Raw genomic sequence first — 26839 nt, forward strand, 5'->3', positions numbered from 1 at the left:
TATGATTCCCAAAAACTTTGTGCTAGAATATGTCTCGGAATATCTATCTGTTAATTGCTTTGCGGCTCTGCGCCTTTGCGTGAAATAATGGCTCGCAAAGATTCTGAGAGCATCTTTTAAGCTTATTTAAACCGTATCGATAAAATTCTTTTCTGTTCTATTAAAAACGATAAGTCCCAATAAAAAGATAACGATTGAAAATACAACAGAATAAACAAGACCAAATGTTGTAAACTCACCTTTGCCCAGATAAGAATATTTGAAAAACTCAAAAAGGCTGGTCAGTGGATTTAGATACACCAGGTTTTCATAACCGTAAGGCTTTAATTTTTTTACTACTAAAGAAGTAGGATACACCACCGGAGTAAGATACATATAAAGCTGTACGCCAAAACCAATTAAAAAAGTCAGGTCTCTGTATTTTGTTGTCATGGAAGAAATAATCATTCCGAATCCAAGCGAAATCAAGGCCATCAGAATCAAAAGAATCGGTGTAAATACAATTTCCCAATTTGGCATAACAGCTTTGCCTTGCATGATAAAATAAGTCATCATGCAGATAAAAAACAGAAACTGTATACCAAACTTTAAAAGATTGGATATCGTTATGGATATGGGCATGATAACCCTTGGAAAATAGACTTTCCCGAAAATATTCTGATTGGTTTTGAAAGTATCTGAAGTCGATTTAAAACAATCTGAAAAATAAAACCAAAGCGTATTTCCTGCTAATGCAAACAAGAAATAATTAATCCCGTCTGATTCAATCTGCGCTATTTTATTAAAAATCACAAACTGTATAATGGAAGTCAGCAAAGGCTGAATCAAAAACCATAACGGTCCTAAAACGGTCTGCTTATAATAGGTTACTATGTCTCTTTTGACAAATAACATCAGCAAATCACGATACCTCCAGATTTCTTCAAAATTAAAAGCTACCAGCTTTCTTTTGGGAGATATTTCATAAAGCCATTGCTGGTCATTGAGGCTGATTCCTGTTTGTCTTGCTATTTTTTCAGCCATTTGTTTAGAAGTCTTTTAAAACGATTTTCTGATTCGCCTTCATCGTGATAGCCATTGCTGTAATCGCCATAACCATAGCCGTAGCCATAACCATATCTGGCTTTACTTTCGTAGCCGTTAAATACAATGCTTATGTTGGTCAGTTCGCCTCTCTTATGTTTGTCATTTACCAAAGCCAGCATTCCTTTTTTGGTAACGTTCTGGCGAACCACATAAAGCGTGGCATCGCAAAACTGTGCTAATTCCAAAGCATCAGAAACCAATCCAACCGGAGGCGTATCTAAAATGATATAATCGTATTTTCTTTTTAAGTCATCCAGCAAATCTTTCATGCTATCTCCCAGGATAAGTTCAGCCGGATTAGGCGGAATTGGTCCTGAAGTGATGACATCCAGATGCTGTATTTTTGTTTTTTGGATGATTTCATCTGCAGTTTTTTGTCCAATCAGATAATTCACTACTCCAAAAGTATTGTCAAGATCAAAGTCTCCAAAAATTTTAGGCTTTCTTAAATCCAATCCTACAATTACGGTTTTCTTTTCGCTTAATGCAAAAACAGTAGCAATGTTTATGGAACAGAATGTCTTTCCTTCTCCACTGATTGACGATGTCAACATCAGCGTTTTTGCTCCGGAAAGCTTTTGTTTTTTATATAGGAACTGAAGTGATGACCTAATGGCACGGAAAGATTCTGCCAATGCTGATTTTGGTTTTTCAAGTACCGCCAAATTGCTAGGCGTTTTCTTTTTCCCGATGACACCTAACAATGGAATTTTGGTCAGCTTGCCAATATCTTCTACCGTATTGATGCTGTTATCCATAAACGTAATGACAAACACAATAACCAACGGAATCATTAATCCCAGAAATAAAGCAAGCACATAATTTACACTGGTTTTTGGACCTAATAATCCACCTCCTGTATCTTTAGCCGAATCAATAAAATGGATATCAGAAAGGTTCGCTGCCTTGACAATGTTGGCTTCATTTCTTTTGGCAAGAAATGTATTAAATATGCTTTCCGCCAAATCGTATTTTCTGGTAATTTTCAATAAATCCTGCTGATCATCCGGCAATCTCTTGATAGTGCTTTCTGCCTGGCCCATTTTAGCATTGACTAATGCCAGATCATTCTGGATAACCGCTTTTGCTGATGTAATATTTTCTAAAAGAACCTTTTTGACCGATTCCATTTCGTTATCAAAATCTCTGAAAAACCGCTCATTCTTTACGGCGTATGCCTTTTCAGAACGTTGGATTGAAAGTGCGATTAATCGGGAAACGTTTCCTACAATGTTAGGATCGTCGATTCCGGCAACAGCAGGTGCTGGCAATTTTGAATAATCGACACTGTTGTTCAGATAAGAACGCAACGTATTGTAATAGGCTATTTTACGGTTGATTGCGTCTTTTTCAACATCAAGTCCCGCTAACTTCTCTGAAATCTTTTCGCCTCCGTCTCCCAGTTCAAGAACATTTTTGCCTCTGCGGAAATCTTTCAGTTGGCCTTCTGTTCCTTTTAGCTGGTCTTCCATCTGGATGAGCGTGCTGTCAATAAAAGCAATGGTGTTAATAGCAAATTGGTTCTTGCTGTCTAACTGATTCTTTCTCAATACCTGAACTGTAGTATTTAGATAGTCAACCATGCGGGCCTTATTGGTTCCCTGCATGGAAAGCTTTAAGATAGAACTACCTTTGCTGTCGCTATCTACACTAATGCCTTGATACTGGTTCACGACACTATTGAAATTGTCAAATCTCACAAAGTATTCCTTGCCGGCATACGAGCTTGCATCAGACTTTAATTCCAGTTTCCAGTTCAGATAAGGCAGCTTGACCTGTTCTCCCACCTTAAACTTTTTACTATAGTTTCCAATTGCAACGGCTATCTGGCTTTTGCTGTCATTATAATAATTGATAAGGCTTGCACTTTCATTTTCAAAAGCAACCGAAAGTTCATATTCGGAAGCGTTTAAGAATTTTATTTTTATCGGAATTCCAGACAGCTGTCCTTTGGATTTGTCGATTACTACTTTAAACGGAGCTTCACCATACGCATCAATCAGATTGTATTTTCCTTGCGTGAAATATTTAATATAATATTCGAGCTTGGCAACCACAATTTCATTGTGAGAGCGTGATTTTAGTGTAGTTATGATGGTCTGAACCTTATCAGACGTACCTCCCCAGTTAAAAACAAGGCTGGTATTGGAAGTAAAAAAAGGATTGCTCTCTTCACGAATAGCGATAAGGCTCTCCATTCCGTAAATTTTCTCTTTACGGATGTTTACCTGATAGGCTATGGCAAAACATATAATAAGGCTCACCAAAAACCATTTCCAGTAACTCAATATTTTTATCAAGAAACCTTTGAAATCGAAATTGTTCTGATTTTCAAAAAATGAAAAGTCCTTCGGATCAAGCATGGTATAGATTATCTGTTAATGAGCACTATTGCTGTGGTAACTAGAGAAATCAGCGTAAGGACGGTTGCCAACGATTGAATTCCTGTTGTTCCGGTTCCCCATGATTTTTGTTTTAAAGGCTTAACATAAATATAGTCGTTTGGCTGGATATAGTAATAAGGGGAATTTATGACACTAGCATCCGTAAGGTCTAACGTATGCATTTCGGTTCCGTGAGGATATTGACGAATAATGGTTACTTCTTTTCGGTTTCCTACCATGGTTATATCACCTGAATTCGCAAGGGCTTCCATGACGTTAGCTCTGTCCTGAAACAATACCTTTGTTCCCGGCGATGCGACTTCTCCATTTACGGTATAACGAAGACCAGTCAGTTTTACATTTACAAAAATATTGGCCTCTTTATGGAAATATTCGTCTAATAGTTGTTTTTCAATTTTAATCCTGATTTCTTCTAATGTCAGGCCAACGACCTTGACTTCACCAAGAACCGGAATCCTGATGTTTCCGTGGTCATCTACAGAATATCCGTTAAAGTATAGATTTTGTTCATTCAGGTTATTTACATTCCCGTCTGCAGCATTAAACATTTCTACCAAAGCGGCATCCAATGCTTTGATCTTAATGCTCATGATATCATTTGTTTGCACCCGATAAGGCTTTGCTACAACAGGATTTACAGAAGAAGTCGTTTCAGAGTTATTCTTGTTCTGAAGATATATCAAATCCTGGTTAGGAACACATGAGGCAAAAATAATAGCTATCACTATTGAAAGAAACGGGAGTGATTTCTTCATTATCAATTTTTTAGTAAACAAATATAGTTTTTCATTTAGAATATGATAAACAATTCTAAGTATTTTTAAATGAATTTTCAAAGGGAACTCGCTGCAGGATACTTCTTCCAAGCGTGACTTCGTCTGCATATTCCAATTCATCGCCTACAGAAATTCCTCGTGCAATTGTAGACGTTATTACATCACAGTCTTTAATCTGTTTGTAAATATAAAAATTAGTGGTATCGCCTTCCATGGTTGAGCTCAGTGCAAAAATCAGCTCCCGGATGTTTCCTGTCTTGACTTTTTCTACTAAAGTTGGAATATTCAGTTGGCTTGGGCCAATGCCATCGATAGGCGATATTTTCCCTCCCAAAACATGATAGATTCCTCTAAATTGTCCTGTATTTTCGATAGCCATTACATCACGGATATCTTCTACAACGCAAATTAGTTGATGATCCCGATTGGAATTTGAGCAGATTTCACAAACTGTAACGTCAGAAATATTATGGCAGCTTTGGCAAAATTTAATTTCTTCACGCATGGTCAAAAGTGCCTGAGACAGTAAACTTGTCTGTTCTTTTGGCTGTTTCAGCAAATGCAATACCAATCGCAATGCCGTGCGCTTGCCAATTCCCGGTAATTGAGACATTTCATAAACTGCCTTTTCTAAAAGTTTCGAAGAAAATTCCATAGAGTGCAAATATACTAAACGGAGGCTGGATTTTTAACAGAGATAGAAACTGTTTTAAACAAAAAAAGCTTCCTGAAGAACCGGAAGCTTTTGTTTGTTTTGTGTTAGCTATTTTATAGCTTTTGCAGATAGGGCTGCTTTTTTTATTTCATCTTTGAATGTCTCTTTGGCTTTTAAATCATAACCGCCGGAAATCATAATCGTATTCTGCTTATCCACTTTTACGACATAAATTTCCATAACGAGATCTTGTCCATCATCGTTCTTGATTAAAGCAGTCTGATAAAGAACATCTTTTCCTTTTTCTTTCAGCTCTCCTTTTTTCACATTGGTAAGATCCTTATCTTCTGAAATAGCCTGCATTTCTGCTTTTGCTTCTTCATAAGTCTGCGCCATCATGTTTGCCATAATAAAGGCAACCGGTTCTGTTGACATGTACATGTTTCCTTCTGCCATCGGAAAAAGCGATTTATTGAAATTCATGTCAATCTTGACATCAGAAGCCGCATCTTCTTGGGCAAATCCTGCATATGAAACTAAAAACAGGGCAATTGCAATAACGATTTTTCTCATCTAATTTTCTTTTTGATTTATTCCAAATTTAGAATAAAACTGCGATTAATTGCTATTTTTGGGTAAATTTTATTTGCTTTGCAATAAACTCAAACACAGATGCAACCACTTACCATCCTCCTCATAATCATTATTTATTTCGGAATATTGATATTGATTTCCAACAGGGTCAGCAAAAAAGATTCAGGAAATGATGCCTTTTTTAAAGCGAATAAAAATTCCAAATGGTATCTGGTGGCTTTCGGGATGATTGGAACAGCACTGTCTGGCGTGACTTTTATTTCTGTTCCGGGGCAAGTTGGTTCTCCTGATATACAGTTTAAATACTTTCAGTTTATTTTAGGAAATGCGATTGGTTTTATACTTATTGCCAAAGTACTGCTCCCGCTGTACTACAGGATGAACCTGACTTCGATTTATGGCTATATCGAGCAGCGTTTAGGACATGTTTCCTATAAAACGGCAGCCACAATATTTCTGATAAGCAGAACTATTGGTTCCGCAGCAAGGCTTTATCTTGTTGTTATCGTACTGCAACGTTATGTTTTTGATGCTTTTGGTATTCCTTTCTGGGTTACAGTACTGATTTCCTTAGGGCTGATTTTTGCCTATACTTATCGAGGCGGACTTAAAACAATTATTATTACCGATACGTTGCAAACATTATTTCTGGTTTCTTCTGTTATTTTCACTATTTATTTTATTTGCAGCAGTCTGGATTACAATCTCCCAGAGGCCTTTGAGGCTGTAAAAAATAGCAATTACTCAAAAATATTTTTCTTTGAAGACTGGCTGAAAAGCAATTATTTCTGGAAACAGATTTTGGGAGGTATATTCGTAACATTGGCTATGGTTGGACTTGACCAGGATCTGATGCAGAAAAACCTGAGTTGTAAAAACATTGGCGAAGCCCAAAAGAACATGTTTACTTTTACGGGGATTTTTGTAATTATCAATATCTTTTTCCTGAGCGTGGGTGCTTTGCTGTATATGTATGCTGAGAAAAACGGAATCAGCGTTCCTTTGGATACTGTAACAGGAAAACCAAGAACCGATTTACTTTTCCCTGAAATTGCCTTCAATTACCTGACATTGGTTCCTGCAATCGTATTTTTATTAGGATTGACCGCAGCAACATTCGCAACCACTGACTCGGCATTGACAGCACTTACTACTTCTTTTTGCGTCGACTTTTTAGGGATGGATAAGGCCGAAAACGCTGCGAACCCGAATATGGTCCGCACCCGCCACCTTGTCCATATCGGATTTTCATTGTTGATGTTTTTGGTGATTATTGTAATTTATCTTCTGAACAGTGATGCCGTCGTCGGATTAATTTTCAAAGTCGCAGCCTATACTTATGGGCCACTGCTGGGATTGTATTCTTTCGGGTTATTTATGAAAACCAAAACTGTCAACGACCGCTTTGTTCCGATTATATGCATCCTGGCGCCAAGTATCACTTTTTTGATCAGTTCTTATTCTACCGAACTTTTTGGAAATTATCAATTCGCAGAAGAATTGATTATAGTAAACGGCGGATTGACTTTTCTGGGATTATTGCTGATTAGTAAAAAAGCAACTACACAAACCCGATTCTGATTTAAAAGAAACTAAATGAAACCCAACCCTAAATTTTTCATGTTGTTTCTCAACATGTTTTTATTAGTTGCATGTAAAAACAAAAATACATCTGAAACAGTAAATAATTCGGATATAACTACAGTAGCTGACATTGAAAAAATTAATGATACGATACAAGAAACACTAAAAAAAACAGTACAAAAAGACACAATAATTCAGGACTTTAAGGTTCATTATACGCTTACCGAAACTAGCGAGAAAATTTATTTTTTTCAGTATGATGAAAGTGGCAAAAAGGAAAAAACATATTCATTTGATAAAATCGTAGAATTAGATATAACCAAAAGTAGCTCTCCTATTTTTAGCAAAAGAATATCCAAATATGATTTTAAAAAATACATCCCAAATGAATTTCAAAATTATCAATTGTCAGTTTTCCAAATTGAGCAGGTAGATGCCCGGGGTATTGTGTTTTTTATTAATATCTGCAAACCTGATTCAGATGAATGTTATACTTTCAATCTGACCGTTAAGAATAAAAATAGCTTTGAAATAAATGAAGTGGACAATGAAAAAGAAGGTTATTAATATTCCCACAAACCTTACTATAATCATTCAAAAACAAAGGCCTGGAAATTTCCAGGCCTTTGTTTTTATTATTAAAACTGATTCGTTGAAAGCAGTACCAACGTACAAGCTACTTCTACTTTTATATTGTTTAGCTTGAGTAGCTGATAAAATTCTGGATTTTCTGTTCCCGGATTAAAAATCACCCTTTTTGGAGACAAGGAAACTACATAATTATAATAGTCTTTCTGTCTTTGCGGATTCAGATATAACGTTACTGTATTAACGTTGGTAAAAGGAATCTGCTTGGTCTGGATCTTCACTCCTAATACTTCTTCTTCCTTAAGCCCTATCGCTACAACAGAGTGACCTTTTTCTGTTAAATTTCGGATTGCCATATAGGAATAACGTGCCGGATTAGAAGAAGCGCCTAATACTAATGTTTTTTTATTTTTCATGAATGTGTCTATAGACTATAAATTTACTTTATTTTAAGGGCAAAGGAACGATTTTTATCAAAACAATAACATCAATATTTTCCTTTTATAGTCTGATAATAATCGATTGGAAGCATATCACCCACTTTTAAAGAACTCATATACCCACCTACCATTACTCCATAGATTGGACTATAATTTCCGTTTTCGTCTACAAAAATGACTTTCTCGGTAAAATCGGCAAGGGATTGATGTTTATCGTTAAACAAAACATTAAACGGTACTTCAGTCTCATTATAGCCAGTAATTTCAGCTTGTGAACCAATAGTTATGGTTTGTCCTTTCCTACTTATCTCAGGACTTTCCTTTTTGTAAATCGGAACCTGTTTCATCGGCTCCTTAAGAACTGTAATTTTTTTAACTCCTAAGGTATCACTTACCTCAAAATATTTTTTTGGGTCTACTTTAAACCCGTCTACAAAAAGGGCCAGCCTTTCCTTGTCCCAACTTTCATTAGCAATTGTATTGACAAAATGTGAGGTTGAACCTAGATACGAATTCAATCTCCTTTTATCCGTTTTTTTAGATTGGGACAATTCTTTGTAAAATGTAGTGCCTGAAAAATAGCTTTTATCAATGGAAAAACTAGAAAGGCTTCTCCTTCTGTATACTACATTAAAATCAGCTAACTCAAAAAAGACTTCATAACCCAGATAAGAGTTTTTTATCTTGATTGGCTTATGTGATGTGGCATTTAATGTATTTGAATTAATATCGTAGTATAGGTAGATATCATCTTCATTTAGTATCTTACAGGAACTTCCTGCATCTGTACTTCCTAAAAACTGTTCTTTGAATGCCTTCATCATTTCTTTTCGTGTAAAAGGCCCTTTCACAAGCACTACTTCCTGCATTGAAATGGCATCTTCTTCCATCAAGACTTTTATCTTTTTATGCTGGAAAGGATTTTCTAATCGTATCGTTTTATATCCCATATAACTGACTACTAATGTAGCCCGACTAGCGGCATTACTATTAATCTTAAAATAACCTTCCGCATCTGTCGTTGTTGCTACTGTTGAACCGTCCAGATAGACTGTTGCCGCTTGTAGTGCATTATTTTGCATATCATACACATGGCCTTCCAAAACTTGTGAATAAGCCCCGGAAAGGCTTAACAAAAGTGTCATTATCGTAAAAATGTTCTTCAAAAACTTCATTTTCAAAATTAAGGGTGAAATACAAATATATATTGTTTGAAATATCCGACAAAATATAACCCGGTGTTTGATAATAATAATTTATTTATAACTTTACTACATCCAGCATTTCCGATTCTAATTTTACAACAAAAACTATGGAAATTTTCATTTATGTATTTGCAGCGCTGTTTTCGGTTATCAACCCGCTTGGCGCAGTACCTATTTTTGTCGGGCTCACGCAGCAAGACACTAAAGAAGAGCGCTCGAGAATTTCACTTTGGACAGCTATAAATGTTTTTATAATCCTCATTATCTCCTTTTTTGTCGGCCAATATGTTTTGAATTTCTTCGGAATCAGTATTGATGCCTTGCGAATTGCCGGAGGATTAATTATTTTAAATTCAGGATTTGCCTTACTTTCCGGGAGATTTAATAAGACCCGAGGAGTCAATAAAAAAGTTGAAAACGATGCTCAAAACAGGAATGATATTGCGTTGACTCCACTTGCAATTCCAATGCTTGCTGGACCAGGCTCTATTTCACTTTTGATTGCGCTTTATCAGGACTACCAACATTTGAATGAACAAATCATCGTATGTATATCGATAGCGGCTGTTGCTATTGTTATCTTTTTAGTAATGCGTAGCGCTCATTATTTATCCCGAATTCTGGGAGCTTCGGGAATTGTTGCTATTTCAAGAATTATTGGTTTTATCGTTATCGCTATCGGCGTGCAATACATTAGCAGCTCTGTTGTCAACATCCTAAAGACAATCTCTTCCTAATAATAAAAAAGCCCTGAAAATTCAGGGCTTTTTTATATCTTAATTCTTGTTACTCTTTTGGCAGAAAAATCTCAGCCATCATGCATCTTGCACTTCCACCTCCACAAGCCTCAATGGTATCAAGACTGGAGCTGATAATTTCACAATGATATTCTAATTTTTCAATCTGTACCGGTTTCAGGCTTTTGTATGCCGCAGCACTCATTATCAGGTAGCGCTTATCATTTGCCCCTCTTACTTCCAGCATATTTCCAGCAAAATTATTAACCTGATCTTCTGTAATCAGGATTATTTCTTTTCCATCAGCTTTCAGGTTATCCAACACCATTTTTCTTTCTTTCTTATCGTCGATACTATCAGCACAGATAACAGCAAAAGTTTCTCCCAGACACATCATGACATTGGTGTGATAGATTAACTTTCGTTCTCCATTTACGGTCTGAAAGGCTTCAAAAATAACTGGTGCATAATCAAAATCTTCACAAAACTCAATAAGAAGTTCTTCATCTGCTCTTGGTGACAGTGCACAATAAGCCTTTCCGTTGGCACGGTCTAACAATAGGCTTCCTGTTCCTTCCAAAAAGATCTTATCTTCTTCTGCAGAAGTATAGTCAACAATATTATCAATTCTGTATCCTTGATCTTCCAATAGATCCAAAATATCTTCACGACGCTCTTCACGACGGTTTTCTGCAAACATCGGATAAAGTGCTACATCACCATTTTCATGGAATGAAATCCAGTTGTTCGGAAAAATAGAATCAGGAGTATCAGGACTTTTTGTGTCTTCAACAACAACCACATTAATTCCTGCTGCTCTCAATTTCTCTACAAAAGCATCAAATTCCTGCTGCGCTTTAGCATTCACAGTTTCCGGAAGCAGTCCGTCCAGTACTTTCTGGTAATAATTGTTTACCGCTGTCTGTTCATTCATCCGGAAAGCTACCGGACGAATCATCAAAATGGAATTTGTTGTTTGTCTCATATACTTTAGTGGTATTGTGTTTTAGGCTAATGGTTTCAACAGGAAACACTTTGCTTAAAACAGATTAATCTCTAATCAATGGCAAGGTTGAGCATCGCAACAAACCTTCCTGTTTTGCTATTTCAGCATAAGGAATTTCCTCTACGGTAAAACCCTGACTTCTAAGCCAATTGTTTAGCCTCGTAAAATTCCGCTCTGAAACAACTACGTTTTCTGCAATAGAAAATACGTTTGAATTCATATAATACATTTCATCCCTGTCGATATGGAAAAGGTTTTCTTTACCAAAAAGATTTACTAAAAACATATAGTCGGATTCCTGACGGAAACCGCTCTTATAAATAATCCCTTTGTCTTTTCCTACTGGCTGGAAGCAGCAATCCAAGTGCAACGCATTGTCTCTGGCTACCAGTTTTGACTTAACAAGGTCAAACTCCTTTACTTCTTTATGTGGGAACAATTCTTTGATATAATTAACACCTTCCATATTGGTCCGGGCAGTAATATAGTCTTTATAATCTGTTCCTTTGTAAGTTCCAATAAAAATATAATCATTCCAAAGCATGACATCACCACCTTCAATATGTATCTCATCCGGCGGACGAACCACCTTTTTCGGGTCGATTTGGTCAATTACATATTGAATCGCATCCAATTCTCTTTCTCTGTCGGGAAGGATATTGGCTTTTACAAAAACATCGTCGATAACAAACCCAATATCTCTTGTGAAAATCTGATTGTAGTTTTCAATCATTTCCGGGCGATATACTTTTACATCATATTTCCGAAAGACTTTATTAAATGCTTCCATTTCTTCGACCATGTCTTTTTCTACCGGATAGGTTCCGGCAAGAATATGTTCTAATGATTTTGGGTCATAGGCTTCATCAGCGGTTGGCGTTGGGCCGTTATTTACAGCAGAACCCAATACTACCGCTCTTAATCTTGATGTTTCGTTTTTTACGTTTAATTGTAACATAGCTTTTGGCTTTTGACAAAGATAAAAAAGGCTTTTTTATTATTTGTTAAGTTTATTTTTCTTCGTGATATTCCTGTTCAGTATTGATGGCCCAGATATTTTCTTTGCCTGCAATACCGTTTTTTATATTCTGTACTGCCTGTATGGCCGTAAGCATAGAATGGTCTTGATTATTGTATTTATGCATTCCATTTCTTCCAATCAGATACAGATTTTCAAAATGTGATGTATAATCAATAATCTCGTTGAATTTTTCATAGGTCCCAAAATAAGCCGGATATGTTTTTGGCATTTTGATGACTACGCTGTCAAGAACATCTTCCTTATTAATCATTCCAATTTCAACCATTTCCTGGATTGCCAGCTCTTTCATTTCGGCTTCAGATTTATTCCAAAGCGCATCTCCTTCATAACAAAAATATTCCAGACCTACCCATGTCGTGTTTTGGTCTTCTACCATAAACGGACTCCAGTTATTAAAAATCTGCAATCTTCCCACTTTGACATAAGGCTCCTGAATATAAATCCAGTTATCTGTAATTTCCGCTTTTGTCATTTTTTTAAGCAGCAGACCTACCGTTATAAAATCGCGATAGATTAATCCTTCTGCAATTTCTTTAACTTTTTCAGGTACCTCAACTTCCAAAGAGGCGATAAGTTCCTGAACCGGCATTGTTGAAATAAAGTAATCGCCTTCAAAAACAATTTCTTCTTTTGTAAACTGATTTTGTACAGTCACTGCCGTGATGGTATCTTTTTCTGCCTGAATTTTTACCACTTTTAAATTTTGGTGAAGCTCACCTTTATTCTCAGTAATTTTTCGGGCTACTTCTTCCCACATCTGGCCTGGACCAAATTTTGGATAGAGGAAATATTCAATCAGCGATGTCTCTGTGTCTTTTTGGCTGATATTTTTATCCGTTTTTTTTGAAAACTTTTTTTTCAGGAAATGGGCCACCGATTTTCTGATCGACAATCCCTTGATTCTTTGGGCTCCCCATTCTGAACTTATTTCGGTACATTTTATGCCCCAGACTTTTTCCGTATAATCTTTAAAGAACGTCTTATACAGCTTTTTCCCAAATCGGTTAATAAAAAAGTCTTCCAGATTCTTTTCATTCTTAATTGGAAAGACTACACTTTTAAGATAGCTCATTCCTATCAGAAACGTATTGAACAATCCAAGTTTTAAGACCGTTTCCGGAGTCAGCGAAATCGGATAATCAAAAAATTGCTTCTGATAATATATTCTCGATTTCCTGCTACGTACCAACATGACATTGTCATGATTTTTAGCATCTGACGGAAATTCGATAGCATTCAACTCCTTCGATTTATTCTGATAGGAGATTTTGATAGCTTTTTCTTCTGACAAAATTGGCAGGATTTTACACCACCAGTCCATAATGACATCTGATTTTGAGAAGAAACGGTGTCCGCCAATATCAATACGGTTTCCTTTATAATTTACGGTTCTGGAAATTCCTCCCCAAAACTCGCTCTGCTCTAAAACAATTGGCTGAATATCGGTATTTTGAATAAATTCATATGCAGCAGTCAAGCCAGCCGGACCACCTCCGATAATAATTGCCTTTTTAGTTTTCATCTTAATCCTATGGTTGACAAATCTACATTTCCTAAATTTAGTTTCCAATATTTTAAGTAAGTTTGTTTGCCTAGAAACTCTTAAAAAATCACAATTGACAACTTTTTTCAACAACTTTACTGATTCTGAATTCAGAAAAAATTTTTTATTTCTCAGTTTTTTTATGTTGCTTTTTTTAGGGCTTAGGATTATCCAGGGAGACTTTCGATTGCCTGATTCCGACGAATATTTTGCAACTGCCGAACTTTTGAAAAGCGGGGATTATTTTTCTTCCACTACTGATTTTGGCAAAGCGATATTGTTGACCAAAAGACCTTTTTTATATCCTTTATTGATTCTTTTCCCTGGTTTCATGAACGACTTAATGATTGTTCTGTTTCAAACCTTGCTGGGCTTTTTCAATATCTATCTTATCCTAAAACTGTTTAAAGGATTAGGTGGAAAATCATTTCGCTTATTGACGGTATTCATCTTACTGACTCCGTCTGTTTTTATCTATACGCATCTGGTTATGGCCGAAGCTCTCGTTATGACCCTGTCTCTTTTGATGGCCTTACAATTGACCGGAAGTTTTGATTCTAAAAAACTACTGAACATACAGTTGCTATTGATTGCCCTGATATTTTTAAAACCCGCTTTTTATCTTTTTTCTATTATCAGCCTTTTATTCTTTCTTTTCTATTTCGTAAAAACAAAAATGTTCCGTTTTTCAGTTTTCCTGCCATTGCTATTTACGATAGGCTATATGGGTTTCAATAAAGAAAGAACCGGTTATTTTCATTTTTCATCTGTGCAGAACATCAATCTGATTGATTATAACCTTTATCTTTTTAAAGCTCAAAAAGAAGGACCTGAAGCAGCCAGTCAATGGAGAGATGCTATTTATCTCCAAGCCGAAAAACTGCCTACATTTGAAAAACAGAGTAAATTTCTGGCTTCTGAAGGGAAAAAAGTTATACAAGAAAATCTTATTTCTTATTCTATCTTCCATTTTTATGGTTCTGTGCGTGGCTCTATCGATCCCGGGCGATTTGATTTAATGACGCTGGTTGAAAAATACGACACAAACCAAGGCTTCCTGAATATGCTAAGTACGGCAGGCATGAAAAAAACCATTTCTAACTTTTTTGAATATAAATATTTCTGGATTATCCTGATATTGATTCCTATATTTATTGCTACGCTATTCAAATGGGGACTTATTTTCAGATATCTCTGGGAGAGAAGAAAACGAATTGATTTTTCCAGCTCTTATCTGCTAATTTTTATTTCCTATGCTATTTTGATAACCGGGCCGGTAAATGCCTCCCGTTATATGATGCCATTGCAAGGAATTTTGATTGCTTATGCAGTAATTAGCTGGGAAAGTTATAGAGCAAAAAAAAGCTCCACTAAATAGTGAAGCTTTTTGAAATTTATTTTTTGAAATTATCTCTTTTCGAAAGGAACAAAATCTCTTAATGGTGATCCAACATATACTTGTCTTGGACGACCAATAGGTTCTTTGTTCACACGCATTTCTTTCCATTGAGCAATCCATCCCGGAAGACGACCAATTGCAAAAAGAACCGTAAACATATCTGTTGGGATTCCTAATGCACGGTAGATGATTCCAGAATAGAAATCTACGTTTGGATATAGGTTTCTTGATTTGAAGTATTCATCTTCAAGAGCAGCTTCTTCTAATTTTTTAGCAATATTCAAGATAGGGTCATTAACCCCTAAAGTAGCTAATACTTCATCAGCTGCTTTTTTGATGATTTTTGCTCTTGGGTCAAAGTTTTTGTAAACTCTGTGTCCAAAGCCCATCAATCGGAAAGGATCGTTTTTATCTTTTGCTTTTGCCAAATACTTATCAGCATCTCCACCATTCTTTTGAATTTCTTCAAGCATTTCCAAAACAGCCTGGTTTGCACCTCCGTGAAGTGGACCCCAAAGAGCAGAAACTCCTGCAGAAATAGAAGCAAACAAACCTGCATGCGAAGAACCTACCATTCTTACAGTTGATGTCGAGCAGTTTTGTTCGTGATCAGCATGAAGGATAAATAGTTTGTCTAAAGCAGCAACAATAGTTGGATCTGGTGTATAAGGTCCTGTTGGCAATTCAAACATCAAGCGCATGAAGTTCTCAACATATCCTTTAGTATTGTCATAATAGTTTAACGGGAAGCCCATGCTTTTTCTGTATGTCCATGTAGCAATAACAAGGAATTTACCCATTGTTTTGCAAACTGCCTCATACATGTCTTTTTCACTGTCAACATTTACTGATTTTGGGTTAAATGCTGTAAGTGCGCTTGTCAGGCAAGACAAGACACCCATTGGGTGTGCATTCTTTGGAAAACCGTCAATGATATTTTTCATTTCTTCGTTTACCAAAGTATATTTTCTAATATCTGTTTCAAATTGCTCCAATTGCTTCGCAGTTGGCAATTCTCCAAAAATCAGAAGGTAAGAAACTTCAAGAAAATCAGCTTTTTCAGCTAATTCTTCAATTGAATATCCTCTGTAACGCAAAATCCCCTCTTCTCCGTCAAGGAAAGTGATTTCACTTTTACAGGATCCTGAATTTTTATAACCCGGATCAAGAGTTATCGCGCCGGTTGCACTGCGTAGTTTGTCGATATCGATTGCAACTTCGTTTTCCGTTCCAACTAGTACTGGAAATTCGTGTCTGTTGCCATCAATTTCTAATATTGCTGTTTTTGACATAATATTATTGGAAATTATTTAAAATTGAAAAATATAATTTAACAAAAATAGGGAATTCGATAATAACTAAAAAGTAATACGGTAACGATTTCGTTAATATTTCTTTAAATTTTGCAAATCAGACACAAACAAATTCTATTTTAAAAAAAAGCCTGCTGATAAATCAGCAGGCTTTAAAAATTAGTTATTCTTAGGAATTAAACCCTAGTTTTTTCTATTGACAATTTTTTCAGTCTTGGCTCCTTCATCCGTAACAATCTTCACGAAATAAACACCAGCCGCATAACTTGAAAGGTCAAAACTTACCTGATTTTCTTTCAGAAGCTGTGTCATTAATATTCTGCCTTGCGCATCATATAGATATACCGTGCGGATTATGCCGTCAGCCTTAATATTAAGCATCTTATTTACCGGGTTCGGATAAATTTTGATTGAATTATCCTGTTCGTTTTCTTTAACAGATAATGTTTTGAAAACAGTCGTCACCCTATTGGTCAATACCGGAGTATTATAGTCAAAGTATATCCCTACTCTGCTTGACACAGAACTTTCAGCTGTTAAGTTATCTGTTGATTTCAGTTTCAATAAGATATTTCCATGTCCTCCGGAATCCAAATACACATTCTGTAAAATAAATTCTGATAAATTTGCCCTGACTCTGGCTCTCATCTTATGCGAACTATCTAATATCTGTAGCGATGACACATCATATTCTGCTTCATCAATCTCATTGCGAATTACTATATTTTGAGCCGGAGCATTACCTGTATTTTCAAAGCGAATCATATAATGAAGGTATTCTCCAATTTCAGAAGGTGGAACAATATCTCCTTCCAAACAACTAATATCATTAGGATCATAAGATCCTACGACTTTCTGGCGAAGTACAAATGAATTGTCATTTATATTTTCATCGCCCGTTGCAGTAACCAAAGCACTAAAATTCAATATATCGTTAATATTTACAGGGTTTCCGTCTGTTGGCCTGTTAATATTCATGGTTACTGTAAAACTGCGAGATTCAAAAGGATGTAAATCCGTGTAATTCCAACTTATTCTGCCTGGAATGTGTGAACTTGCCGTCTGGTCAGATGATACAAAACTCATCAAGTTTTGATTATAGAGAAGCGTTACTCCCGAGTTTTGCGAAATTGTCTGATTCCCGTTATTTTTATATACCACCTTATAAACGGCATTAAAACCAGGTCGAGCCGGAATTACAGGCGCAATAGCGATTTCTATATCGGAATGAACTCCGTTTGGAGTGATACAAAAATTCTGTGTACTGACGTTATTATCAGCATTTGGGAAATTAACCACTGTGTTAACAGGACTAAAAGAAAAGAACGAAGTATTTTCTGTAGCCGGTGTTAACGTAAATGCTCCTGCTTGCGTATAAAAAGCATAATTTGCCTGATAATCCGAAAACACCGATGATTCTTCTGTCCCATCATTTATTTTCATCTTGATAAAAGGCTGTGTCCTGTCGTTAGAATCACAACCATTGCCGTTTGCATCCAGCCTCAATACTCCCATTATGGTATTGTAATTACCACCCGGTGTATAAGTACAGTATGGAGTAACAGAAACATTCATTCCCTGTCCTGAGAAAAAGCCCTGTAAAAACGTTACTTCATCTTCGTCTGAACAAACATATTCTAAGTTAGGTGTATTATTGAAATTGAAAGTATACTGAACTTGGGGAAACGATAAACCGTTTTTCAAATTTACAGAAGCAAGTTGCGGATTATTTGCACAAGAAATAACTGACGCATAAGGTGAATCGCTCAAATCTAGTGCTGTAATTGCATTATTATCGCAAATAACTGCTATCAAAGTGCCAAGCCCTGCCGTTTCAAGCGTAACAATATCATTGTTACTGCAATCTACTTGAACCAAATTTTCTAACCCGGACAAACTCAAAACAGAAAGCTGGTTATAACTACACATCAAGGTGTTCAGCAATGACAGGTTGGAAACATTCAAAATTGTCAGCTGATTTGCACTACATTCTACCTCCACAAGATTGTTGTTTCCAGAAAAATCCAGATCCGACAACATATTGCTATGACAACTCAAATGAGTCAGTCGCGGAAATGTTAAAAGATTTAAAGATGTCATCCCTACTGCATTGCACGATAATTCCTTAAGTGACACCAAGGAAGAAATATTCAGCGATGCGAGTCCGACATTATAGGAATAGTCAATCTTTTCTAAATTTCCAAGTGAGGATAAATTCAAAGAAGAAATTTGGTTTACACTACAGTCTAATGATCTTAAATTCACTAATCCGCTAAGGTTTAAACTTGATATATTTGAAATACTACAATCCAGTTCAATAAGGCTTACAAGAGGTGATGCGTCTAATGTTGTTATACTATTTCGCCCACATTTCAGTACTTTCAATGCAATTAATCCGCTTAGGTCTAAAGAAGTCAATTGACCTGCCATATACCTGCAATCCAGATATGATAAATTCGTTAGTCCATTCAGATTCAGCGAAGAGATTAGGTTATCAGAACATTCAACAGATTCTAGATAAAAATTACTTGAAAGATTAAGATCCTCTATTGAGTTTTGATAACATTTAAGAACTTTCAGGTTCGAAAATCCTTGAATTCCCTGGAGAGAATGAATCCTTGAAGAAGAAACATCCAACTCTACTACACGGATGGCTTCACTGACTTGGATTTCACCGTCCAGATTGGCATCAATTCTAAAAAAAGCGCCATTTGCGTCTTTTGCTATTCGATTAAAAGTGTCGGCTGCCAGTAATTTATTTTTAAAAAATGGGTCAAAGATATCCACGTTCTGCGCATAGCCGAATCCGCATAGTAGCAACAGCCCATAAAGTAGTACTCTTTTCATATAACCATCATTTTTTACATAGTAACCTCCAAATATAACAAAGTAGTAGGCAAAAAAAAGAAATTATTTAGAATTTTAGCATTTTGGGCTAGAATTCGCTATATCATTTTCAGCAATTCATGCAGTCTTTCTTTTTTTCTTTGCGATATCGGAAGCTTGCTATTATCAGTCATAATAACATAACCTCCGTCTTTTTTAATGTAGGATTTGAGGCAGGAAAGATTGATCAGATGGGATTGATGGATTCTTTCGAAACCATGCTCTGCCAATAATTCTTCGTATTCTTTTAATGTTTTTGAGATTAAGATTGGCTTGCCGTTCTTAATATAAAATTTGGTATAATTATCTTCTGATTCGCATCGGATAATATCGCTAACTTCCAGCAAATGGATTCCATCAGAAGTAGAAAGTGCTATTCTTTTAAAATTATCGACCTTCTTTCTGATATTTTCCAAAAGCAGGTCGATATGTGCATAATTATCATTTTTTTCTAAAGTGCTCTTGATTTTTTCGATAACCTTTTCCAATTCTTCCGGATCTACAGGTTTTAAAAGAAAATCCAAAGCACTGAATCGGAATGCCTTGATGGCATATTCTTCATGAGCCGTTATAAAAACAATATGTGAGGATGATTTTCCATTTTTTTGGGCCAGATTTTCCAGAATGTCAAAACCGGTACCGTCCGTTAGCTGTATATCCAAAAAAACGACCTGTGGCTTAAGGCTGTCCATAACCTTGATTCCTGTTTTCACACTATCTGCTTCTCCCAAAATCTTAATTTCAGGCGCATATCGATTCAGCAGACTTTTCATCCCATTCCTCAAGTTGCTGTCGTCATCAATCAATACTGCTGTAATCATAATTTTATTTGATATATTGTATTGGAAGGTATAGAATTACTTCCGTTCCTATAGGCTTCCCATTTTCGTCTTTTAGTTCCTTAATTTCTACTTTTGATGTTTTTGAGGTAACTGTCCCCATCATTTCAAGTCGCTTGCGTGTTATGTCCAAGGCCATCGATTTATGAATTGAAACCGAAGCTGCTTTTAGCTCTTGCGATTTTTCAAAACCAATTCCATTATCGACAATCATACATATCAGGCTATCTTCTTTTAATGAGAAATCAATATCAATTTTTCCGACTTCTTTTTTAGGAATCAAACCGTGGATAATCGCATTTTCTACAAAAGGTTGCAATAAAAGCGGCGGCAAAGCTATATCGTCTTCTATCTGGTCACTTTTGGTGATGCTGAAATTAAACATTTTATCGGAACGAAGCTGCTCCAACTCCAAATAATTTTGCAGGCTTTCAATTTCTTTATCAATTGGGATAAGCGACTCTTTAGAATATTCCAGCGTAAGCCTCATCAATTTTGAAAATTTAGACAGGTATTTTATAGCTGAATCTGTACCATTTTGCACAATAAAACTTGAAATTGATCCCAGGCAATTGAATACAAAATGCGGGTTCATTTGGAGATGCAGTGCTTTTTGCTCATATTCTGCCAGTTCTTTCTGCAGGGTCAATGTCTTTTTAAGCTGTGTCCTGTTGTAAATAAGAAAGATTATCCCGAAAACCAAGATTACAAACAAAGCTCCGAAAATGGTCTGCAACTGGTATCGTTTATTTTGTTCTCTATAAAGCAGCTCTCTTTTTTCATGGGCTTCCTGTTGTATTGTCTGCTTTTTTTCGAAATCAAAATTCATTTCAGCCTGCACGCTTTTCCTGATGTTTTCGTGACTGATTAAACTGTCTCTTGCAACATTATAATACCTATAATGCTGTAAAGCCAAGTCCAGCTTATTTTGTTTTTCATAAATTGAGCTGATGAGTTTTTCAGAATTCATGACCTGCTCCAATACATCCAGCTCTTTTGCAAGTTTCAAAGCGTTGGTAGCATTATCCAAAGCTTCTTCGTATTTCTTTTGGCTGAAATAAAAATTACCCAGATGGGAATAGGTATCAGAGATTCCGAATTTATCATCTATAGAATTGAACTGAACAATAGCTTTTTTCCAGCTTTCGAGTGCTTCAGACGAGTTACCTGTTTGCCAATAATAAGACCCTAAATTATTATACAGCTCACCAAGGCCTCTGGCATCGCTGCTTTTGGCAAATGTATTTTTGGACTTCGTATAATATTCTAAAGCTTTAGGATAGTTTTTCTGCCTCAAATAAATATTACCGATGTTGGTAGTAGTGATTCCTACCGTCATATCGCCTGTCTTTTCCTGAAGTTTTTGAGCTTTGATAAAATAGTCCAATGCTTTAAAATCTTCTTTTATGGCTTGATATACAATTCCGATATTGTTATAAATACGTGCTGTCCTGGCCTGATCTTTCATCTCCTCATAAATCTTGACTGCTTTCAGATGATATTGCAGGGCTTTTGCATAGTTGCTTTGTTCTGAAAAAACAATCCCTATGCTACCGTAAGAACGTGCCAAGCCTTTTTTAATTTCAGAACTATTTTTGAGGTCGGTTATAAGATCGGCTTCAAAGATTTCCTGTGCATTTGAGAAATTATCCAGTGCCAACGGATAGTTTCCGAGAATCACATTTACGTTTCCTAAATTGAGGTACGAGTTTCCTTCTTCGATGCGATGCTTTATTTTTTTGGAGAGTTCCAGTGCCTTGTTTGCATAATCACGCATTTGTTTTGGGTCACTGGACATGTATTCTGATGCTATTGCATTCAGCAATTCGGCTTTATCAATATCGTTTTTCGAATGATTCAAAACGTTTTTCAAACTGTCAATAGTCTTCTCCTGCGAATAGGAAAGGACGCAAAACAGCATAAAAAAGCAGATCACAAGGGATTTCATACTCATTCTAAAAAACATTTTATCTCTTAATACTTTGGCATGTCTGTTTAAGACACGCTAACTAACAAAAATAACATTCTATTTCCCGAATATAGGCAAAACTTAGAATTTGACGGTTTTAAATTAGAATTTGATTAATAAAAAAACCCTTCTGGAATTTAGATCCAAAAGGGTTAATAATTATTTAAAGATAATTAAATTATTTAATCTTAAATGCTTTTTCTCCCGGAAAATAGGCCGTACTTCCTAATTCTTCCTCAATACGAAGCAGTTGATTGTATTTTGCCATACGATCAGAGCGCGATGCCGATCCTGTTTTAATCTGTCCACAATTTAAAGCTACTGCTAAATCTGCGATTGTATTGTCTTCTGTTTCTCCAGAACGGTGTGACATTACAGATGTATAACCGGCATTGTGCGCCATGTTTACTGCTGCAATAGTTTCTGTCAGCGTACCAATCTGGTTTACTTTTACCAAAATTGAATTTGCAATTCCTTTATCAATACCTTTTTTAAGGCGCTCTACATTAGTAACGAACAAATCATCTCCTACCAATTGCACTTTGTCTCCGATTAATTCAGTAAGGTATTTCCATCCATCCCAATCGTTTTCCTGCATTCCGTCTTCAATCGAAATGATTGGGTATTTTGAAGCCAATTCAGCCAAGTATTCTGCCTGTTCTTTTGAAGAACGAATTTTTCCGGTTTCACCTTCAAATTTCTTATAATCGTAATTTCCGTTTACATAAAATTCCGAAGCAGCACAATCCAACGCAATTTTAATGTCTTCACCAAAAACATAACCTGCGTTTTCAACTGCTTTTTTGATTGAATCCAGTGCATCTTCTGTTCCGCCTGCCAAATTTGGAGCGAATCCTCCTTCATCACCTACCGCAGTACTCAATCCTCTGTCATGCAATACTTTTTTCAGGTTATGGAAAATCTCAGTTCCCATCTGCATTGCCTGAGTAAATGTTTTTGCTTTTACAGGCATAATCATGAATTCCTGGAAAGCTATCGGAGCATCTGAATGCGAACCTCCATTAATAATATTCATCATCGGAACCGGCAATGTATTACCAGAAACACCTCCAACATAACGATATAACGGCATTCCTAATTCATTAGCAGCCGCTTTTGCAACAGCCAAAGAAACTCCAAGAATTGCATTGGCTCCAAGATTTGATTTATTAGGAGTACCATCCAATTCAATCATTCTTTGATCGATTAGATTTTGTTCAAAAACAGAATTCCCTAATAATTCTTCAGCAATTTTTATATTTACATTTTCCACAGCTTTCATTACGCCTTTACCCATGAATGCTTTTCCTCCGTCACGAAGTTCTACAGCCTCATGCTCTCCGGTTGAAGCTCCAGATGGTACGGCAGCTCTTCCAAGCACCCCATGTTCTGTTACTACATCAACTTCAATAGTTGGATTTCCTCTAGAATCAAGGATTTGCCTTGCGTGGATTTTAATAATTCTGCTCATTATTAATTGTTTATTTGTTATTATTTGGTTGTTTTTCTGAATGGAACACAAATTTAAGGATTTTAAAATCCGAAATCTTTTATTTTTTAAAAACTTATAAACGCAAACGTTTTAGCATTGCTATTATTTCTTCCGTCTCTTTCCTAAAACAAAAGTTACAAATTGATTTTTCACAACCGTAGTAAATATTTTCCTAACAAAATAATATTTTTCAAAAAAATATTAAATTTTATAACATATAATATATATTTTTTAGATTAAATGTTATAATTTAGTTTTATAAACAAACAACTAGCGAATTATGAAGAAAATTTTACTTTTTTGTGTATTATCTGTTTTCTATTTTGAGGCAAATGCACAGGCCCCCATTAATGATGATTGTAGCAATGCAATTTCACTAAGCGTTAATATGGATGTATCCTGCACTTTAAAGACCGCAGGGACATTAGAAGGCGCAACAAATTCCGGAGTTCCAACTGCTACCGGAACAGCTGACGATGATGTATGGTATAGCTTTACTGCTACAGCCACCTCACACAGAATCAAGCTAGTTGACATTAGTAATGATACCGATTTGGTTCATGAGGTCATGGACGGTAACTGCAATTCATTAACCTTACTAAGTTCCAGCAATCCCAACTCAAGTTTTGTGACTGGCTTGACGGTAGGCTCGACTTATCTCATAAGGGTATTCAGCCATAATAGCGGTACATCAGAACCGACAACATTTAGCATTTGTGTGAGCGTTGCGCCTGCATCGCCAATAAATGACGACTGCAACAACGCTATAGCGGTTCCGGTAAACATAGACAATTCCTGTACTTTAAAAACAGCAGGAACATTAGTCAGTGCTACCAATTCAAATGAGAGCGAACCCAGCATAGGCAATGCTGACGATGACGTTTGGTATACTTTTACAGCCACCGCTAATTCACACAGAATAAGGCTGCTCAACATTGAGGGTGATATAACCAATCTTGTATATGAAGTATTTGAAGGAAGTTGTGGAAACCAGCTTATAAGTCTTTACATAAGCGATCCGGAATCGAATGTTATTTCCGGTCTTACTATTGGCAGCACCTATTATTTAAGGGTATTTAGTTATGAATCCGTCGCACCAGAATCCACAACCTTTGATCTTTGCATCAGTATGCCTTCGCCTGCTCCGGTTAATGATGAATGTGCCAACGCTATAACTTTGGCAGTAAACCAGGATCAATCCTGCACCGCAACAATATCAGGAACATTGGTTGGCGCAACAAACTCTGGTCATAATACCCAGATGGGAACAGCAGATGATGATGTGTGGTATACATTTGTGGCAACGGCTACGGCACATAAAATAAGAATAAACAATGTTGAAGGCGACCTGACAGAATTGGTACTCGAAGTACTTGATGGCAATTGCGAAACACCTGCCATTATAAATTCAACTCTTTTAAATTACAGTGACATTAGAGGATTAACCATTGGCAACACATATTTCATAAGGGTCTTTTCCTATGAAAGCAATCATGCTTCTGAATCAACAACTTTTACTGTTTGCGTAACATCATTTCCTCCACCACCGGCTAACGACGAATGTTCTGGCGCTGTCGCTCTAACCGTAAACCCTGACCTTAGCTGTTCCTCAAGAACTTCAGGAACAGTTGTAAGTGCTACTAATTCAGGCGTTGCAACTGTTACAGGAACTGCAGACGATGACGTATGGTACAGCTTTGTAGCAACAGCAACATCACACAAAATAAGCATAATTAAGGAAGGTGTTGATTTCGATTTGGTACACGAAGTAATGGAGGGTACCTGCGGTTCGTTGGTAACTTTAAGTTCTATCAATTTCAATTCGAGCATTATTAGCGGACTTACAGTGGGCACTACCTACTACATAAGAGTATTCAGTTATGGTTCCTATCCTCAGGAATCTACCTCGTTTGATATCTGCATTGGCATTGTGCCCCCTCCTCCTGCAAATGATGACTGTACGGGAGCAATTGCCCTCACTATAAACACTGATGCCTCTTGCAATATAATAACAGTAGCAACAATAGCCGGCGCTACAGACTCCGGAATTCCAACCCCTACAGGAAGTCCCGATGATGATGTATGGTATACTTTTGTGGCTCCGGCGAGTTCACTAAGGATAGACATCTATAATTTGGAAGGCGATCAAACCTATCTTGTCTGGGAGGTATTAGAAGGAACATACGGCACACAATTAGAAAGGCATATAGAGAATAATCCCGATTCTAATATTATGAATGGGCTGACAGTTGGCAACACCTATTATCTAAGGGCATACAGCTACTATAGCGACCAAATCTTCTCAACTACTTTTGATATTTGTGTGGCAACCTTGCCTCCACCACCTGCCAACGACGAATGTGTTAATGCCATAACCCTGACTCCTGCTATAACCTTTGCCGACGGGGCCGTCAATTCAAATGTAGCAGGTGCAACATATTCTCCTGAAACAATACCTGAATCAGGATGCGGCGGTGCCGGTTCTGATGTTTGGTTTAAGACTGTTATTCCGGCAGACGGCAATTTAATTATCGAAACAGGGGATCCTACCAATTCAGAAAATATCGGTTTTGATTCCTTTATAACAATATATTCAGGCATCTGTGACACTTTAGAATTCATTGAATGCAATGATCAAGGCGATTCAGTGGGGTGGGGATATTCAAAAATCAACTTAACCGGAAGGACTGCGGGAGAAACAGTATATATTAGGGTTTGGGAGTATGTTAACAACCAATATGCACAATTCTCCATTTCTGCCTGGAGCCCTACATTAGGCATAACTACTTTTAATAAAGCCAATTTTAAAGCCTATCCGAACCCTGTTAAGGATATGCTCAACGTGTCTTATATCCAGAACATTTCGGATGTGAACATTTTTAATTTATTGGGACAGAATGTGGCTTCCAAAACAATCAATGAAACATCTGGTCAAATCGATATGTCCGGCTTACCATCCGGATCTTATTTAGTAAAAATAACTGCCGAAGGGCAAACTAAAACCATCAAGGTGGTTAAGCAATAATTGGAAATCTCTTACATAAAAGAGCCGCTTTGGAGTGGCTCTTTTATCTATTAAAATTAGTACCTATCTATTTTCAACATCTTAAAAACGAAAAAAAATCTGGTTTATCCTCTAAAAATGAGGGTTTTTAATCGTATTTGTTTGATATAACTCCTAAATCAGGATTGCAAATTCTAATTCAAAACCGTAAAATTCTAATTACTTTTTGTCTTATTACGCAAATAATCCGAAATTCAGGCGCTATTAATCAAACAA

The 26839-nt window shown here is 36.4% G+C and carries 20 protein-coding genes; 5 read left to right on the forward strand and 15 right to left on the reverse strand.

Annotation, left to right across the window (positions count from 1 at the left end):
* Nucleotides 1-126: 126 nt before the first annotated feature.
* From FJA49_RS08010 to FJA49_RS08030, 5 genes are all read right to left on the reverse strand, one after another.
* Nucleotides 127-1023, reverse strand: a complete 897-nt coding sequence (locus tag FJA49_RS08010; RefSeq protein ID WP_140000468.1) for an ABC transporter permease — start codon at nucleotides 1021-1023, stop codon at nucleotides 127-129.
* On the reverse strand, nucleotides 1008-3449 hold the full coding sequence (locus FJA49_RS08015) for a polysaccharide biosynthesis tyrosine autokinase (protein WP_140000469.1): 2442 nt from the start codon (nucleotides 3447-3449) through the stop codon (nucleotides 1008-1010). The genes FJA49_RS08010 and FJA49_RS08015 overlap by 16 nt, the downstream gene beginning before the upstream one ends.
* Nucleotides 3450-3457: 8 nt before the next feature.
* Nucleotides 3458-4246 carry a polysaccharide biosynthesis/export family protein gene (locus FJA49_RS08020; protein WP_140000470.1) on the reverse strand — a complete coding sequence of 263 codons (789 nt, stop codon included), beginning with the start codon at nucleotides 4244-4246 and terminating at the stop codon, nucleotides 3458-3460.
* A 55-nt stretch (nucleotides 4247-4301) separates the two neighbouring features.
* Nucleotides 4302-4922 (reverse strand): recombination mediator RecR, encoded by a 621-nt coding sequence (gene recR, locus FJA49_RS08025; protein ID WP_140000471.1) that lies wholly within the window; start codon nucleotides 4920-4922, stop codon nucleotides 4302-4304.
* 108 nt (nucleotides 4923-5030) lie between these two features.
* The gene (locus tag FJA49_RS08030; protein ID WP_140000472.1) at nucleotides 5031-5495 is read right to left on the reverse strand and encodes a hypothetical protein; all 465 of its coding nucleotides are present in this window, start codon (nucleotides 5493-5495) and stop codon (nucleotides 5031-5033) included.
* Between the two features lie 99 nt (nucleotides 5496-5594).
* Here FJA49_RS08030 and FJA49_RS08035 point away from each other — a divergent pair, with 99 nt between their 5' ends.
* Nucleotides 5595-7097, forward strand: a complete 1503-nt coding sequence (locus FJA49_RS08035; protein ID WP_140000473.1) for a sodium:solute symporter — start codon at nucleotides 5595-5597, stop codon at nucleotides 7095-7097.
* A 54-nt stretch (nucleotides 7098-7151) separates the two neighbouring features.
* Nucleotides 7152-7667, forward strand: a complete 516-nt coding sequence (locus FJA49_RS08040; protein WP_158629463.1) for a DUF4738 domain-containing protein — start codon at nucleotides 7152-7154, stop codon at nucleotides 7665-7667.
* Nucleotides 7668-7738: 71 nt separating this feature from the next.
* Here the strand turns inward: FJA49_RS08040 and FJA49_RS08045 are convergent, their stop codons facing one another.
* Nucleotides 7739-8104: a CoA-binding protein gene (locus FJA49_RS08045; protein WP_140000475.1), complete on the reverse strand. Its 366-nt coding sequence runs from the start codon at nucleotides 8102-8104 to the stop codon at nucleotides 7739-7741.
* Between the two features lie 71 nt (nucleotides 8105-8175).
* A complete protein-coding gene (locus tag FJA49_RS08050; RefSeq protein WP_158629464.1) occupies nucleotides 8176-9294 on the reverse strand; it encodes a carboxypeptidase-like regulatory domain-containing protein in 1119 nt (372 codons plus the stop codon).
* A 146-nt stretch (nucleotides 9295-9440) separates the two neighbouring features.
* Here FJA49_RS08050 and FJA49_RS08055 point away from each other — a divergent pair, with 146 nt between their 5' ends.
* Entirely contained in the window at nucleotides 9441-10070 is a 630-nt protein-coding gene (locus FJA49_RS08055; RefSeq protein ID WP_140000477.1) for a MarC family NAAT transporter, read from the forward strand.
* Nucleotides 10071-10119: 49 nt separating this feature from the next.
* Here the strand turns inward: FJA49_RS08055 and ctlX are convergent, their stop codons facing one another.
* The 3 genes from ctlX to FJA49_RS08070 form a co-directional block, all read right to left on the reverse strand.
* Nucleotides 10120-11055, reverse strand: coding sequence for a citrulline utilization hydrolase CtlX (gene ctlX / locus FJA49_RS08060; RefSeq protein ID WP_140000478.1), 936 nt, complete (start codon nucleotides 11053-11055; stop codon nucleotides 10120-10122).
* 64 nt (nucleotides 11056-11119) lie between these two features.
* A complete protein-coding gene (locus FJA49_RS08065) occupies nucleotides 11120-12034 on the reverse strand; it encodes a dimethylarginine dimethylaminohydrolase family protein (RefSeq protein ID WP_140000479.1) in 915 nt (304 codons plus the stop codon).
* Between the two features lie 52 nt (nucleotides 12035-12086).
* Nucleotides 12087-13640: an NAD(P)/FAD-dependent oxidoreductase gene (locus FJA49_RS08070; RefSeq protein ID WP_140000480.1), complete on the reverse strand. Its 1554-nt coding sequence runs from the start codon at nucleotides 13638-13640 to the stop codon at nucleotides 12087-12089.
* A gap of 94 nt (nucleotides 13641-13734) precedes the next feature.
* Between FJA49_RS08070 and FJA49_RS08075 the strand changes: the two genes are divergently transcribed.
* Nucleotides 13735-15039 carry a hypothetical protein gene (locus tag FJA49_RS08075; protein ID WP_158629465.1) on the forward strand — a complete coding sequence of 435 codons (1305 nt, stop codon included), beginning with the start codon at nucleotides 13735-13737 and terminating at the stop codon, nucleotides 15037-15039.
* A 29-nt stretch (nucleotides 15040-15068) separates the two neighbouring features.
* Here FJA49_RS08075 and FJA49_RS08080 read toward each other — a convergent pair whose 3' ends face one another.
* From FJA49_RS08080 to eno, 5 genes are all read right to left on the reverse strand, one after another.
* Nucleotides 15069-16352 carry a citrate synthase gene (locus FJA49_RS08080; RefSeq protein ID WP_140000482.1) on the reverse strand — a complete coding sequence of 428 codons (1284 nt, stop codon included), beginning with the start codon at nucleotides 16350-16352 and terminating at the stop codon, nucleotides 15069-15071.
* Nucleotides 16353-16556: 204 nt separating this feature from the next.
* The gene (locus FJA49_RS08085; RefSeq protein WP_140000483.1) at nucleotides 16557-19220 is read right to left on the reverse strand and encodes a DUF7619 domain-containing protein; all 2664 of its coding nucleotides are present in this window, start codon (nucleotides 19218-19220) and stop codon (nucleotides 16557-16559) included.
* Between the two features lie 98 nt (nucleotides 19221-19318).
* Entirely contained in the window at nucleotides 19319-20080 is a 762-nt protein-coding gene (locus FJA49_RS08090) for a LytR/AlgR family response regulator transcription factor (protein ID WP_140000484.1), read from the reverse strand.
* A 4-nt stretch (nucleotides 20081-20084) separates the two neighbouring features.
* Entirely contained in the window at nucleotides 20085-22052 is a 1968-nt protein-coding gene (locus tag FJA49_RS08095; protein WP_158629466.1) for a tetratricopeptide repeat-containing sensor histidine kinase, read from the reverse strand.
* Nucleotides 22053-22245: 193 nt separating this feature from the next.
* Complete coding sequence (eno, locus tag FJA49_RS08100; protein WP_140000486.1) at nucleotides 22246-23538, reverse strand: phosphopyruvate hydratase; 1293 nt, start codon at nucleotides 23536-23538, stop codon at nucleotides 22246-22248.
* Nucleotides 23539-23839: 301 nt separating this feature from the next.
* Here eno and FJA49_RS08105 point away from each other — a divergent pair, with 301 nt between their 5' ends.
* A complete protein-coding gene (locus FJA49_RS08105) occupies nucleotides 23840-26584 on the forward strand; it encodes a T9SS type A sorting domain-containing protein (protein WP_140000487.1) in 2745 nt (914 codons plus the stop codon).
* Nucleotides 26585-26839: the final 255 nt, after the last annotated feature.

It is taken from the genome of Flavobacterium microcysteis (assembly GCF_006385255.1).
Lineage (GTDB): Bacteria > Bacteroidota > Bacteroidia > Flavobacteriales > Flavobacteriaceae > Flavobacterium > Flavobacterium microcysteis.

Coding starts and splice junctions, on each gene's coding strand:
- FJA49_RS08010 (WP_140000468.1), bottom strand. CDS start 1,023: ATGGCTGAAAAAATAGCAAGACAAACAGGAATCAGCCTCAATGACCAG.
- FJA49_RS08015 (WP_140000469.1), bottom strand. CDS start 3,449: ATGCTTGATCCGAAGGACTTTTCATTTTTTGAAAATCAGAACAATTTC.
- FJA49_RS08020 (WP_140000470.1), bottom strand. CDS start 4,246: ATGAAGAAATCACTCCCGTTTCTTTCAATAGTGATAGCTATTATTTTT.
- recR (WP_140000471.1), bottom strand. CDS start 4,922: ATGGAATTTTCTTCGAAACTTTTAGAAAAGGCAGTTTATGAAATGTCT.
- FJA49_RS08030 (WP_140000472.1), bottom strand. CDS start 5,495: ATGAGAAAAATCGTTATTGCAATTGCCCTGTTTTTAGTTTCATATGCA.
- FJA49_RS08035 (WP_140000473.1), top strand. CDS start 5,595: ATGCAACCACTTACCATCCTCCTCATAATCATTATTTATTTCGGAATA.
- FJA49_RS08040 (WP_158629463.1), top strand. CDS start 7,152: ATGTTTTTATTAGTTGCATGTAAAAACAAAAATACATCTGAAACAGTA.
- FJA49_RS08045 (WP_140000475.1), bottom strand. CDS start 8,104: ATGAAAAATAAAAAAACATTAGTATTAGGCGCTTCTTCTAATCCGGCA.
- FJA49_RS08055 (WP_140000477.1), top strand. CDS start 9,441: ATGGAAATTTTCATTTATGTATTTGCAGCGCTGTTTTCGGTTATCAAC.
- ctlX (WP_140000478.1), bottom strand. CDS start 11,055: ATGAGACAAACAACAAATTCCATTTTGATGATTCGTCCGGTAGCTTTC.
- FJA49_RS08065 (WP_140000479.1), bottom strand. CDS start 12,034: ATGTTACAATTAAACGTAAAAAACGAAACATCAAGATTAAGAGCGGTA.
- FJA49_RS08070 (WP_140000480.1), bottom strand. CDS start 13,640: ATGAAAACTAAAAAGGCAATTATTATCGGAGGTGGTCCGGCTGGCTTG.
- FJA49_RS08080 (WP_140000482.1), bottom strand. CDS start 16,352: ATGTCAAAAACAGCAATATTAGAAATTGATGGCAACAGACACGAATTT.
- FJA49_RS08085 (WP_140000483.1), bottom strand. CDS start 19,220: ATGAAAAGAGTACTACTTTATGGGCTGTTGCTACTATGCGGATTCGGC.
- FJA49_RS08090 (WP_140000484.1), bottom strand. CDS start 20,080: ATGATTACAGCAGTATTGATTGATGACGACAGCAACTTGAGGAATGGG.
- FJA49_RS08095 (WP_158629466.1), bottom strand. CDS start 22,052: ATGAGTATGAAATCCCTTGTGATCTGCTTTTTTATGCTGTTTTGCGTC.
- eno (WP_140000486.1), bottom strand. CDS start 23,538: ATGAGCAGAATTATTAAAATCCACGCAAGGCAAATCCTTGATTCTAGA.
- FJA49_RS08105 (WP_140000487.1), top strand. CDS start 23,840: ATGAAGAAAATTTTACTTTTTTGTGTATTATCTGTTTTCTATTTTGAG.